General features: G+C 70.3%; 10 protein-coding genes and 1 pseudogene. 6 read left to right on the top strand and 5 right to left on the bottom strand.

The window, feature by feature from the left end; translation table 11 throughout:
- From QM699_RS09785 to QM699_RS09775, 3 genes are all read right to left on the bottom strand, one after another.
- Entirely contained in the window at nt 1–738 is a 738-nt protein-coding gene (locus QM699_RS09785; protein ID WP_415010949.1) for a 4Fe-4S dicluster domain-containing protein, read from the bottom strand.
- 135 nt (nt 739–873) lie between these two features.
- Nucleotides 874–3,678: a molybdopterin-dependent oxidoreductase gene (locus QM699_RS09780; protein WP_415010948.1), complete on the bottom strand. Its 2,805-nt coding sequence runs from the start codon at nt 3,676–3,678 to the stop codon at nt 874–876.
- A 79-nt stretch (nt 3,679–3,757) separates the two neighbouring features.
- A complete protein-coding gene (locus QM699_RS09775) occupies nt 3,758–4,876 on the bottom strand; it encodes an ISAs1 family transposase (protein WP_415010499.1) in 1,119 nt (372 codons plus the stop codon).
- Between the two features lie 401 nt (nt 4,877–5,277).
- On the opposite strand from QM699_RS09775, the gene QM699_RS09770 reads away from it, so the two are divergent.
- Complete coding sequence (locus tag QM699_RS09770) at nt 5,278–6,069, top strand: ferredoxin--NADP reductase (protein WP_415010947.1); 792 nt, start codon at nt 5,278–5,280, stop codon at nt 6,067–6,069.
- Nucleotides 6,070–6,094: 25 nt separating this feature from the next.
- Here QM699_RS09770 and zapE read toward each other — a convergent pair whose 3' ends face one another.
- Nucleotides 6,095–7,204, bottom strand: a complete 1,110-nt coding sequence (gene zapE, locus QM699_RS09765) for a cell division protein ZapE (protein ID WP_415010946.1) — start codon at nt 7,202–7,204, stop codon at nt 6,095–6,097.
- Nucleotides 7,201–7,914 (bottom strand): alanyl-tRNA editing protein, encoded by a 714-nt coding sequence (locus QM699_RS09760; protein ID WP_415010945.1) that lies wholly within the window; start codon nt 7,912–7,914, stop codon nt 7,201–7,203. Before QM699_RS09760 ends, zapE begins: the two co-directional genes overlap by 4 nt.
- Nucleotides 7,915–8,089: 175 nt before the next feature.
- On the opposite strand from QM699_RS09760, the pseudogene QM699_RS09755 reads away from it, so the two are divergent.
- From QM699_RS09755 to QM699_RS09735, 5 genes and pseudogenes are all read left to right on the top strand, one after another.
- Nucleotides 8,090–8,818, top strand: a pseudogene (locus tag QM699_RS09755) (AI-2E family transporter); the annotation flags it as partial.
- 76 nt (nt 8,819–8,894) lie between these two features.
- On the top strand, nt 8,895–9,167 hold the full coding sequence (locus tag QM699_RS09750; RefSeq protein ID WP_415012731.1) for an AI-2E family transporter: 273 nt from the start codon (nt 8,895–8,897) through the stop codon (nt 9,165–9,167).
- A gap of 55 nt (nt 9,168–9,222) precedes the next feature.
- Entirely contained in the window at nt 9,223–9,921 is a 699-nt protein-coding gene (locus QM699_RS09745; protein WP_415010944.1) for a chromosomal replication initiator DnaA, read from the top strand.
- Complete coding sequence (locus tag QM699_RS09740; RefSeq protein ID WP_415010943.1) at nt 9,918–11,141, top strand: MFS transporter; 1,224 nt, start codon at nt 9,918–9,920, stop codon at nt 11,139–11,141. Before QM699_RS09745 ends, QM699_RS09740 begins: the two co-directional genes overlap by 4 nt.
- Nucleotides 11,142–11,327: 186 nt before the next feature.
- Complete coding sequence (locus QM699_RS09735) at nt 11,328–13,562, top strand: RNA degradosome polyphosphate kinase (RefSeq protein ID WP_415010942.1); 2,235 nt, start codon at nt 11,328–11,330, stop codon at nt 13,560–13,562.
- Nucleotides 13,563–13,597 lie beyond the last annotated feature (35 nt).

The raw sequence follows: 13,597 nt of genomic DNA, 5'->3' as shown, positions 1-13,597 counted from the left end.
TCAGAGCCGCGCCAGCGTCCGGTCGAGCCAGCCGAGAAAGCCGCCCGCGTCCTCGGGCAGCGGGTCGAGCAGGGGCGCGAGCACCGCGACGTCGCGCGCCCGGGGCGGCAGGTACTTGTTGGTCGGCCGCGTCCCCTGTTCCGGCATCAGGTCGATCCCGCCGCGCTCGGCGACGAGCCGCGACACCGCGCTCTCCGGGTCGCCGAGATCGCCGAAGTGCCGCGCACCGGCCGGGCAGGTCCGGACGCAGGCGGGGATGCGATCGGCCTCCGGCAGGCCCGGGTTGTCGATCCGGTCCTCGCAGAGCGTGCACTTCTTCATCGTGCCCGCCACCGGGTCGAGTTCGCGGGCGCCGTACGGACAGGCCCAGGCGCAGAGGCCGCAGCCGATGCAGTCGGCCTCGTTGACGAGCACGATGCCATCCGCCGCCCGCTTCCAGCTTGCCCCCGTCGGGCAGACGGTGACGCAGGGCGCCTCGGCGCAGTGCAGGCAGGACTTCGGGAAATGCACGACGCGGGGCTGGCCGTCGTCGGGAACGGCCTCGAAGGTGTGGACGCGGTTCAGGAACGTGCCGCTCGGCTCCGCGCCGTAGGCATCGGTGTCGGAGAGCGGGCCGGCCGGGGAGGAGCCGGAGTTCCATTCCTTGCAGGCGACGACACAGGCGTGGCAGCCGACGCAGGTGTCGAGGTCGATGACGAGGCCAAGGGCGCGTCCGGTTGGCGGTGGCAGGGCGGTCATCGGCGCAGGCCGCCTTTGCGGCCATCCGGAGCGCGCGGGTCGCGCGCAGAGCCTTCTTTGCCGGTTTTCCGGCTGATGCCGGAAAGCCGACTGCTCTCCAGGTTGGCAAGCCAGTATGGAATCCGGGGCGCGGGACTAACTTGCACGGAATCTCACCAGTTCGGGCGGGCGGGGCACGGGAGACATCTCCGCCGGGAAAGCGGGCGCGCTGCGCGCCTCGGCCGGGATGCGTTCGATGCGGACGCGCAGGTCGTACCATGCCGCCTGTCCCGTCACCGGATCGGAGTTCGACAGGCCGGTCGGCAGGGTCTCCGGGATCAGGTGGTTGAGCAGGAAGCCGCGCGTCGCCTCCGGCGCGTCGGGGGCGAGCGACCAGGCGCCCGGCCGCTTGCCGATGGCGTTCCACGTCCAGACCGTCGCCGGGTTCAGCGCGTCCATCCGTGCGGCCGGCACGCGGATCTCGCCGTGCGGCGAGACCACGCGGGCAAAGTCGCCGGGCTGGAAGCCGAGCGAGTCCCAGAGGTGGCCGGGGATGTAGAGCGGATTTTCCCCATGGATTTGCCGGAGCCACGCGTTCTGCGATCCCCACGAGTGATACATCGCCGCCGGCCGCTGGGTGATCGCGTGCAGCGGATAGGCGTCCGGGTCGGTGTCGGACAGGGCCGGATACCAGACGGGCAGCGGCGCCATGGTTTGGGCAAGGCGCTCGCGCAGGTGCTCGGGCGGCTGGTGGGGGCCATGGCCGAGGGCGGCGGCCTGAAACCGGGCGAGCGGCTCGGCATAGAGCTGGAACAGATAGGGCTGTGGCGCATCGAAGATCCCGAGCTTCACGGCCCAGTCCTGATACGCCGTGTTCCACGGCTTGAAGAACGCCGCCTCCTCCGGGACGTGGGCGACGTGGAAGCCGCCGGCCGCGATGTAGCGGGCGAGCTGGTCGGGGTTGGGCGCGCCGCGGCCGGTGTCGCTGCCGTCCTCGCCCCGCCAGCCCATCAGCGGCCCGACCCCCGGGCGGCGCTGGTGGCGCACCATGTAGTCGGCGTAGTCGCGATAGGTGGGCTCTCCGTCGGCGTCGACCATGCCGGGCAGCTTCAGCCGGGCGCCGAGGTCGAGCAGCACCGACTGAAAGCCGCGCACGCCGGCGTGGCCCGGGCGTTCGGGCTCGATCACCGGCCAGCGGATCGCGTCGACCGCGGCGTCGGGCTCGGAAATCGGTCGGTCGAGCAGCGAGATGCAGTCGTGCCGCTCGAGATAGGTGGTGTCGGGCAGCACGAGGTCGGCATAGGCGACCATTTCCGAGGAATAGCTGTCGGCGACGATGATCTTCGGGATGAGGTGGACGCCGCTCGCGTCGGTGGCGGTCAGCATCTCGATGGTCTGGCGCGTGTTCATCGACGAGTTCCACGCCATGTTCGCCATGTAGAGGAACAGCACGTCGATCGGATAGGGATCAGCCTTCGCGGCGTTGGCGATCACCATGTGCATCATGCCGTGCGCCGACAGCGGCGCCTCCCACGAGAAGGCGTGGTCGATGCGCTTCGGCCGGCCGTCCGCGTCGACGGCGAGATCTTCCGGCCCGCGCGGATAGCCGAGCTGCGGGCCGTCGAGGGGGTAGCCGGGCGTCACCTTGTGGTGCGGCCTCGGGTGGGCGGCGACGGGCTTCGGATAGGGCGGCTCGAAGCGGAAGCCGCCGGGCACCTCGACGGTGCCGAGGAGAAGCTGGAGCAGGTGGATCGCCCGGCACGTCTGGAAACCGTTCGAGTGGGCCGAGATGCCGCGCATGGCGTGCATGGCCACGGGCCGGCCGGTCATCGCGGCGTGCCGCTCGCCGCGGTGGTCGGTCCACGGGCGCTCGAGCGTGATCGTCTGGTTGAACGCCACGTCGGCGAGTTCGGCGGCGAGGCGGCGGATGACGCCCGCCTCGATGCCGCAGGCGGGGGCGACGGCCTCCGGCGCGAGCGCCGGGTCGAGGTAGGTCTCGGCGATGAGCGCGAAGACCGGCTTCGCGTGGGTCGGGCCGATGTTGAAGCCGCCGGCGAGCGCGGGCCTTGCCACGCTCTCCGCCGGCGCCGCGCGGTGGCGGGCCGGGTCCCAGGCGAGTTCCCGGCCCTCGGCATCGCGCAGGAAGCTGCCGAAGCCGGGCGACGCGGGGTTCTGGTCGACGAGCCACGCGGCGTTGGTGAAGCGCAGGAGATAGGCGAGGTCGATCCGGCCCGAGGTGAGCAGCAGGTGGACGAGGCTCAGCACCAGGAGCCCGTCGGTGCCCGGGGTGATGCCGATCCACTGATCGGCGATGGCGGAATATCCGGTGCGCACCGGGTTGATCGAGATCACCCGGGCGCCGCGCGCCTTGAGCTTGCCGAGGCCGATCTTCAGCGGGTTCGAGTCGTGGTCCTCGGCGACGCCGAAGAGCAGCAGGAGCTTCGTCCGCTCCCAGTCCGGCGCGCCGAACTCCCAGAACGCGCCGCCCAGCGTGTAGATGCCGGCCGCCGCCATGTTGACAGAGCAGAAGCCGCCGTGCGCGGCATAGTTCGGCGTGCCGAACTGTTGCGCCCACCAGCCGGTCAGCGCCTGACTCTGGTCTCGGCCGGTGAAGAAGGCGAGCCGCTCCGGGTGGTTCTGGCGGATCGGTTCGAGCCAGTTGACCGCGATGCCGAGCGCCTCGTCCCAGGAGACTTCCCTGAATTCGCCCGAGCCGCGGGGCCCGGTGCGGCGCAGCGGCGCGCGCAGGCGGGCAGGGGAGAGGTGCTGCATCACCCCGGCCGCGCCCTTGGCGCAGAGCACGCCGCGGTTGACCGGATGGGCGCGGTTCCCCTCGATGTGGCGGACCCGGTTGTCCGCGACGTGCACGTCGATGCCGCAGCGGCAGGCGCACATGTAGCAGGTGGTGCGGCGGATTTCGGCTGCGGTCTCGGTTCTGGTCTCTGGCGCGGAATCGGGCAAGGCCGGTCTCTCGTTCCTGTCGGCGGATGCTGCGAGAGTGTGACGCGCGGCGCAAGGGCCCAGGGGGATCGCTCGAAGGTCATTGGGGGGAGGGCTTGAGGGCGGCGAGTAGGTATTGGTCGTCCCATCCGAGGGTCTTTCGTCGGACCTTGAGGCTGGCCTTGTCGGGTATCTCCTTGACGATGTTGAGAGCGGCGTGGCGGATGGTGGCCATGTTGGCGGGCCCGCTGCCGGTCCTGAGCCGCATGAGGTCGTCGTGGAAGACGACGTCCATCACCCAGTGGAGCCGGTTCTCGATGCCCCAATGGGCGCGGACGGCGGCGGCGAAGGCCGGGGCGGTGAGGGGGGCGGAGGAAAGATAGTAGCGGCGGGCGAGGCTGGTTCTGGCATCGCGCTCGACCTCGGCCTCGACCATGCCGATCATGGCGAGGTCCGGGAAGCGCCACTCGCCGGGGAAGCGCCGGTCGGAGGCGAGCCAGCCAACGTCGTGGCTGACGAAGGCGCGGCGGACCTCGATGCGACCATGGTCGCCGTCGGTGGTCTCGTGGCTGGCGAGGCTGTCGGCGGGCGCAGTGTCGAAGTAGCGCCGCACCTCCTCGGCAAGTGCCGGCCAGTTGTCCTTGAGCGCGAGGAGGTAGTCGGCGCCCTTGCCGCGGATTGCCCTGGCGATCTCGGTCTGGCAGCCCATGGCGTCGATGGTGACGAGGGCCCCATCGAGCTCGAGCCGCGCGAGGAGCTGAGGGATCGCATTGATCTCGTTCGACTTCTCCGACACGGCCTCCTGCCCGAGCACCAGCCGCTGCCGGCTCGCCCAGGCCGAGACGAGGTGCAGGGGATCGCTCCCCTTCGCGCGGCTCCGCCGCGAGGTCTTGCCGTCGATCGCCACGATGTCGGGTGCCTGCTCGCGCAGGCTCTCCACCCAAGCCGTGAAGCACTCGGCGAAGAGCGGCGCCGGCAGCGCGTTCATCACGTCGTTCAGGGTGTCATGCGAGGCGATGCCCCGCTCGTACGGCAACAGCCGGCGCAGGAAGTCGAGCTTCCTCTGGCCCCAGCGCGCCACTTCGACGAAGTCCTCCGCCCCGCCGAGCGTCGCGCAGAGCACGACGAGCAGGATCTCGGGCAACGGGTAGACCACCTTCCAAGCCTGCCGCGGGTCCTCCAGTGCAGAAAAATGGTCGATAAACGCCTTGCCCGACATGGATTGCCCCGCTGCTTCGAGGCCCCCCAATGAATCACAGCAAATCCCGGACCGGAATCCCCCTCCCGTTCAAGCGATCCCCCTGCGCAAGGGCCTCGCTGGCATTGCGTGAGGTCGGGAGAGGACATAGCCTCGGCCCGCGGCGAGGGGTTTCCGAACGGTGCCGGACGCCGGAATGAGCGCGGCTGCGAAAGACCGAGAAAAAAGGTCGTTCGCGCGGTCGCCGTGGTGGTGCACGAACGCGCGGCGCCGGCGCTGCGGGCTGCGTGGAACCGAAGTCGCGTCCTGCCGCGCCGGGGCGGATGGAATTCGCGCTGGCGACCAAATCCTGCCGGATGGCAGGGTTTTCGTTCTCAATGCGGCCGTGTATAGGCGCGGTCGATTTCCGAGTCGGGGCTGACATGAATCAGGTAGTGGAAAAGGCGCTGCGCGGCATGGCGCTGCTGAAGGTCTCCAACATCCGTCACTGGACGGACCGGACCTTCTCGTTCAACTGCGCGCGTCCGGCGGGATTCCGGTTCCGCTCCGGCGAGTTCGCGATGATCGGCCTCATCGTCGACGGCAAGCCGCTGCTCAGGGCCTATTCCATCGCCTCGCCCGCCTGGGACGACGAGCTCGAGTTCTACTCGATCAAGGTCGAGGACGGTCCGCTCACCTCGCGCCTGCAGCATCTGGCCGAGGGCGACGAGATCGTCATGCGGCCGAAGCCGGTCGGGACGCTCGTCCACGATGCGCTGACGCGCGGCAAGCGGCTGTTCCTGTTCTCGACCGGCACCGGAATCGCCCCGTTCGCCTCGATCATCCGCGAGCCCGAAACCTACGAGAAGTTCGACAAGGTGGTGCTCACCCAGACCTGCCGCGAGGCGAAGGAACTGGACTACGGCCACGACCTGATCGCGCGGATCAAGGGCGACGAGATGCTCTCCGAGCTGGTCGGCGACAAGCTCCTCCACATCGCGACCACCACCCGCGAAGAGAGCCCGGCGATGGGCCGGATGACCGACTGGATCCGCGACGGCCGCCTCGCCGCCGCCACCGGCGGGCCGCTCGACCCGGCGAGCGACCGGGTGATGATCTGTGGCTCCATGGCGATGCTTCAGGAGCACAAGGCGCTCTGCGAGGGCGCCGGGATGGCCGAAGGCTCGAATTCGGAGCCGGGCCAGTTCGTCATCGAGAAGGCTTTCGTCGACTGACGCGGCCTTGGGGTGGGGTGGAGCCTCACCCCGCCCTGCGCGGCGGCCAGTCGGCGCTGCGCATCTCGTGCAGCCGCGAGGCGGTGCGCTCGAACTCGAACGCCCCCTCTCCCGCGACGTAGAGCGCGTCGGGCTCGGCGGCGGCCGAGATCACCAGCCGCACCTTCGCCTCGTAGAGCGCATCGACCAGCGTCACGAAGCGCTTCGCCTCGTTGTTGCGCGCCCGCGACAGCCCGGGCACGTCGTCGAGGACCAGCACCTCCACCGCCTCGGCGAGCGCGAGATAGTCCGCCGGCCCGAGCGGCTTCATGCACAGGTCGGCAAAGCTCGCCCGCGCGACGCCGTTGCAGAATTCCGGCAGCGTCACCGTGCGCCCCTGCACCGACAGCCCCAGCGGCCGCCCCTCGCCGCCGGCGAGCCGGGTCCAGGCGGAATCGAGCGCCGCCGTCGCGTCCGGCCCGAGCGGCGCGTAATAGACCGGCGCGCCGTGCAGCCTGTCGAGCCGGTGGTCGACCGCGCTCGCCAGCTCGTGGATCTCCAGCCGTTCCTTGATGAGCGCGATGAACGGCAGGAACAGGTTGCGGTTCAGCCCGTCCTTGTAGAGCTCGTCCGGCGCGCGGTTCGAGGTGGTGACGACCACGGTGCCGCGCTCGAACAGCCGCTCGAACAGCCGCCCGACCAGCATCGCGTCGGTGATGTCGGTGATCTGCATCTCGTCGAGGCAGAGCAGCGTCGCGCCGTCGGCGATCGCGTCGGCCACGGGCTTCACCGGGTCGCTCACGCTCTTGGCGCGGGCGGCGGCGATCCCCTTGTGGACCTCCTGCATCAGCGCGTGGAAGTGGACGCGGCGCTTGTGTGCCACCGGCGCGGTCTCGAAGAACAGGTCCATGAGCATCGACTTGCCGCGCCCGACCCCGCCGTAGAGGTAGAGACCGGGGACGACCTTCTCCTCGATCCGGTCGCGCCCCCAACCGAACAGGCCGAAGCCCACGCGCTTCGGCCTGGCCGGGTTGTAGTCGGCGAGCCGCATCCACAGCAGCTGCAGCTTCTCGATCGCCAGCCGCTGCGCCGGATCGGCCTCGATGGTGCCGTCGGCGACGCGCTGGCGATAGAGCGCCATCGGCCCCGCGGTCATGCTGCCCCGTCGGCGAAGTGCAGCGAGACCCGGCGGTTCTCGCGGCCCTTCTTCTCGATCTTGCCGAGCCTGAGCGGACCGATCTCGCCGGTCCGCGCCACGTGCGTGCCGCCGCAGGGCTGCAGGTCGACCTCGCCGATGCGGACCAGCCGCACCCGGCCCTGGCCCACCGGCGGCTTCACCTTCATCGTCTTCACCATCTCCGGCCGCGCCGCCAGCTCGTCCTCGCCGATCCACTCGGCACTGACCGCCATGTCGGCCGCCACATGCGCGTTGAGCGCCGCGTCGATCGCCGCGAGATCGCCCGGCGGCTCGGGCATGTCGAAGTCGAGCCGGCCCTTGTCCTCGCCGATCTGCCCGCCAGTCACGCCGTAGGGCAGCACCACCGACAGCAGGTGCAACGCGGTGTGCATCCGCATCAGCCGGTGCCGGCGCGCCCAGTCGAGCACCAGCCTCACCGGAGTGCCCGGCGGCGGCGCCGGCGCGTCGAGGCGGTGCAGCACGCGGGTCCGGTCGCCGTCGGGGTGCAGGGTGTCCGTCACCGCCGCGCCGCCGCCCGGCCACTCCATCCGCCCGCTGTCGCCGGGCTGGCCACCCGACGCGGCGTAGAAGATCGTCCGGTCAAGCTCGACGCCGGCGTCGCTCGCGGCGGTGACGCGCGCCGCCGCCTCGGTGAGATACGGGTCGTCACGATAGAGAAGCTCGGTCATGCGCCGTTCCTAGGCAGCCGAGGCGGCGGGGTCAACGCGGGCCCGCGCCTTTCCGTCCGATGTCGCGAGGTTGCGGAACCCAGCCGGTGCGGGCGGCGTTTCCGCCGGGCGCGGTCGGGCTTGCCACAGGCACGCCCCTGCGCCACCTAGTCGCAGGCTTCAGGGAGGACGGGGAATGGCGGTCAGCGCGCGCCGGCAAGCGCAATTCTGGGGGATCGGCTTCCTTGCCCTCGTGTTGATCCTGTGGCTGCTCGGATCGACGCTGTTGCCGTTCCTGCTCGGCGCCGGGCTCGCCTACTTCCTCGACCCGATCGCCGACCGGCTGGAAGACATCGGCCTCAGCCGGGTGGTTGCCACCTCGGTCATTGCCATCACGGCCGTGCTCGCGGCCGCCGCGGTGCTGCTTTTTGCCGTCCCCGCGCTCATCGAACAGGTCCAGGGCCTCGTCGTGGCGCTGCCCACCTACATCGACCAGCTGACCACCGTGCTCGGCCGGCGCTATCCCGAAATCTTCGGCGAGCACTCGCTGCTCATGCGCAACCTCGGCGAGATCGAGGCGGCGCTGCGCGACAACGGCATGACCATGCTGAACCAGGTGCTTGCCAGTTCACTCGAACTGCTGAGCTTCATCTTCCTGCTGGTGGTCGCGCCCGTCGTCGCCTTCTACCTGCTGCTCGACTGGGACCGGATGGTGGCCAAGACCAACGCCATCCTGCCGCGCGCGCACGCGCCGACCATCCGCCGGCTCGCCCGCGAGATCGACGTGGTGCTGGCGGGCTTCGTCCGCGGCCAGATCACCGTGTGCCTGGTCCTCGGCGCCTACTACGCCATCGCGCTCATGGCGATCGGGTTGCAGTTCGGCTTCCTGATCGGCATGACCGCGGGGCTCATCGCCTTCATCCCCTACGTCGGCTCGATGGTCGGGTTGACCCTCTCCGTCGGCATCGCGCTGTTCCAGTTCTGGGACGCGAAGATTCTGGATCGCCGTCACGCTCGGCATCTTCCTGTTCGGCCAGTTCGTCGAAGGCAACATCCTGCAGCCGAACCTGATCGGCAAGTCGGTGGGCCTGCATCCGGTCTGGCTGCTGCTCGCGTTGTCGGTCTTCGGCGCGCTGTTCGGCTTCACCGGCCTGCTCGTCGCCGTGCCGCTCGCCGCCGCGCTGGGCGTGCTCGGCCGCTTCGCCGTCGAGCGCTACAAGGAGAGCCCGATCTACACCGGCCGTGTCGAACTGCCGGAGACCGGGGAGGAGTGACGCGCGATCCCCGCGGGTGCCGGCGCCAGCGCGCGCCGGCGACGCCCCGACCCGCATGACCCCCACCCCGCGCCAGCTCGTCCTCGACCTCGCCGCCCGCCCCGCGCTCGGGCGGTCGGATTTCTTCGTCTCGCCGGCGAATGCGCTGGCGCTGGCGCAGGTCGATACCTGGCCCGCGTGGCCGGGGCGCCGGCTCGCGGTGGCGGGGCCGGAGGGCAGCGGCAAGACCCATCTCGCCCACGTCTGGGCCGCCCGGTCCGGGGCGCGCCTGATCGGCGCGGAGGAGCTGCCCGGGCTCGACCTCGCCGCCGTGCCCGACGACGCGGCCTTTGCCGTCGAGGACGCGGACGGGCTCTTCGGCGCGGCGGCCGAGGAGACGCTGTTCCACCTCTGCAACCGCCTCGCGCTCCGCGGCAGCCTGCTCGTCACGGGGCGCGAGCCGCCGGCGCGCTGGCCGCTGCGGCTGCCCGATCTCGCGAGCCGGCTGGCGGTGGCGCCGGTCGCCCGCCTCGACCTGCCCGACGACGACCTGCTCGCCGCGGTGCTCGCGAAGCTCTTCGCCGACAGGCAGCTCATTGTGGGGGCGGATGTGGTGCGCTATCTCGCGCTCAGGATCGACCGCGCGCTGCCGGCGGCCGAGCGGGTGGTGGCGGCCATCGACTGCGCCGGCCTGGCCGAGCGCCGGCCGGTCAGCCTGCGGCTCGCAGGGGAGGTGCTGGCAGCCGGAGGGGACGCCATGGCGGCTTCAGAATGACCGACACCGACCTGGCGAGGGACGAGCGTCTGCTCGCGCACCGTCCGTTCCTGCTCTACTTCTTCGGCCGGGGCTTCTCGCGCTTTGCCGCGCAGATGGCGACGGTGGCGCTGGGCTGGCAGGTCTATTCGATGACCGGCTCGGCCTTCCACCTCGGCCTGATCGGGCTCGTGCAGTTCCTGCCGACCGCGATCCTCGTCTTTCTCGCCGGCCACGCCGCCGACCGCTACGACCGGCAGCGCGTGGTGCAGATCTGCCAGATCGTCCAGGCCTGCGCGGCGGCCTACCTGTTCTGGGGCACGCTCCATGACTGGATGACGGTCCGCGGCATCTATGGCGCCGTCGCGATCTTCGGCATCGCGGGCGCGTTCGAGGCGCCGGCCACGGCGGCACTGCTCACCGGCGTCGCGCCCCCGGGGCAGTTCCAGCGGGCCGCGGCACTCGCGAACGGCATGTTCCAGCTCGCGGTGATCGCTGGCCCCGCGATCGGCGGCTTCGCCTATGCCGCCGGTCCGGCGTTGCCCTACGGCATGATGGCGGGTTTCTGGATCCTCGGCAGCCTGCTCAACGGCGCGATCAGGCTCGACCGCCCGCCCGGCGCGCGGCCTGCGCCACGGCTGTCGGAGTTCTTCGCCGGCATCCGCTTCGTGAAGAGCGACCAGGCGATCCTCGGCACCATCTCGCTCGACCTGTTCGCGGTGCTGCTCGGCGGCGCCACGGCGCTGATGCCGATCTATGCCGCCGACATCCTCCACACCGGCTCGTGGGGCCTCGGCTTCCTGCGCGCGGCCCCGGCGGTCGGGGCGTTGACGATGACCGTGGTGCTCGCCCGCCGCAGCATCACGCGGCGGGTCGGCATGCGCATGTTGCAGGCGGTGCTGGTGTTCGGCCTCGCCACCCTCGTCTTCGCGCTGTCGCGGGCGATGTGGCTGTCGCTGGCGGCGCTGGTGGTGATGGGCGCGGCCGACACGATCAGCGTCATCATCCGCACCTCGCTCGTCCAGCTGCGCACGCCGGACGAGATGCGCGGCCGGGTCGGTGCGGTGAACTATCTCTTCGTCAACGCCTCGAACCAGCTCGGCGAATTCGAGAGCGGGATGACGGCCGCGCTCTTCGGGACGGTGCCCGCGGCGGTGATCGGCGGCGTCGGCACGGTCCTCGTCGCGCTGCTCTGGATGCGGGTCTTCCCGTCACTGCGCAAGGTCGAGCGGCTGGAATAGCCGGGGAGCCGAAGGCGGCAGGCGGGCCGGCGCAGATACTTGCGCCGGAAGCTGCTCCGGCCACACCCCGCGAGCGGGGAAAGTTCCCTATTTTCGCCGCCATTGGTCTCAACCGCTGCCTGTGACGGTTGCGTGCCCCGTCCAGAGCCCTAAGATCGCCAAAAATCCGCCTCTGGAGACCCTGGGATGCTCGAAACTCCGCTCCATCCCGACGTGAACGCAGACTTTCTCAACAGCGCCGCCCCGTCGGGCCGGGCAATGCCCGACCTCGACGTTGCCGGACCCGAGCGGTTCATCAATCGCGAGCTGTCGTGGCTCGCCTTCAACTGGCGGGTGATGGCCGAGGCGGAGAACCCGGCGGTGCCGCTGCTCGAGCGGGTCCGCTTCCTGTCGATCTCGTCCTCCAACCTCGACGAGTTCTATTCCGTCCGCGTCGCCGGCCTGCGCGGCATCGTGCGCGAGGGCGTCACCACCGCGTCCTCCGACGGCCTTTCCGCCACCGAGCAGCTGAAGCGGATCAACGCCGACGCCCGCGCCCTGATGATGCGCCAGCAGGACTGCCTTCGCGTCCTGAAGGGGTTGATGAAACAGGAGGGGATCGAGTTTCCCGGTCCTGCCGACCTGCGCGCCGTCGACGTGAAGGCGCTCGAGTCCCACTTCTTCGAGCAGGTGTTCCCGATCCTCTCGCCGCTCGCCATCGACCCGGCGCACCCGTTCCCGTTCATCGCCAACGGCGGCTTCGCCATGGGCCTGCAACTGCGGCGCGAGGCCGACGGCGAGGTGCTCGAGGCGCTGCTGCCGGTGCCGAGCCAGGTCGCCCGCTTCGTCCGCCTGCCCGACGGACCGGCCGGACAGAGGCGCTTCCTGCCGCTCGAGGGGCTGCTCGAGGTGTTCCTCGACCGGCTGTTCCCCGGCTATGCCATGCTCGGCCTCTGCGCCTTCCGGGTGCTGCGCGACAGCGACCTCGAGGTCGAGGAAGAAGCCGCGGACCTCGTGCGCGAGTTCGAGACGGCGCTGAAGCGCCGGCGCCGCGGCGAGGTCATCCTGATGACGATGACCGCCGACGCGCCCGCAGACCTGCGCGAGATGATCGTCGGCTCGATCGGGGTCGTCCCGGAGGAGGTGATCGAGATCCCCGGCCTGCTCGGCATGTCCGATCTCGCCGAGCTGACCCGGATCGGCCGGCCGGATTTGCTCTGGCCGTCGTTCACCCCGCGGATGCCGGAGCGTGTGCAGGACTTCGAGGGCGACATCTTCGCCGCGATCCGCCAGAAGGACATGCTGCTGCACCACCCGTACGAGACCTTCGACGTGGTGGTCCGCTTCCTGATGCAGGCGGCCCGCGACCCGGACGTGCTGGCCATCAAGCAGACGCTCTACCGCACCAGCCGCGACAGCCCGATCGTCGCGGCGCTCTGCGAGGCGGCGGAGGACGGCAAGTCGGTCACGGCGCTCGTCGAGCTGAAGGCCCGCTTCGACGAGGCCGCGAACATCCGCCAGAGCCGCCGGCTGGAGCGGGCCGGGGCGCAGGTGGTCTACGGCTTCATCGACTGGAAGACCCACGCGAAGATCTCGACCGTGGTGCGGCGCGAGGGGGCGGAACTCGTCACCTACACCCACTTCGGCACGGGCAACTATCATCCCGGGACCGCGAACATCTACACCGACCTGTCGCTCTTCACCTGCGACAAGGCGCTCGGGCGGGACGCGACCAAGGTCTTCAACTACGTCACCGGCTACGTCCGGCCGTCGAGTCTCGAGAACCTCGCGATCAGCCCGCACATGATCAAGCCGCGCATCCTCGAGGGGCTGGAAGCGGAGATCGCGCACGCGAAGGCCGGTCGGCCGGCGCAGGTCTGGATCAAGCTCAACGCCGTGACCGAGCCCGAGGTGATCGACGCGCTCTATGCCGCGAGCCAGGCGGGCGTGAAGATCGACATGGTGGTGCGCGGCATCTGCGGTCTGCGTGCCGGCGTTGCCGGTCTCTCCGACAACATCCGGGTGAAGTCGATCATCGGCCGCTTCCTCGAGCACAGCCGGATCCTCTGCTTCGGCAACGGTCAGGGCCTGCCGTCGGCCGAGGCGCGGGTCTACATCAGCTCGGCCGACTGGATGGAGCGCAATCTCAACTGGCGGATCGAGGCGCTGGTCGAGATCACCAATCCGACGGTCCATGCCCAGATCCTCGACCAGATCATGGCGGCGAACATGGCCGACCAGGCGCAGAGCTGGGTGGCGCAGCCCGATGGCAGCTATGCCCGGCAGGTGCCGCGCGAGGGCGAGGAGATGTTTTCCTGCCACCGCTTCTTCATGAAGAACCCGTCGCTCTCCGGCCGCGGCCGGGCGGGGGTGCGCGACGTGACCCGGGTGGTGCGCCTGCCGGGGACATCGCAGGATTCGGCTGATATTCCGCAGGCTTGAAGCCTTGCCTCCACCGGGTCGGGTGCCTACCTCTC

The organism is Amaricoccus sp. (assembly GCF_047602525.1).
Lineage (GTDB): Bacteria > Pseudomonadota > Alphaproteobacteria > Rhodobacterales > Rhodobacteraceae > Amaricoccus.
The sequence above is the reverse complement of the archived record's forward strand: the minus strand, read 5'-3'. Positions and strand labels throughout refer to the sequence as shown.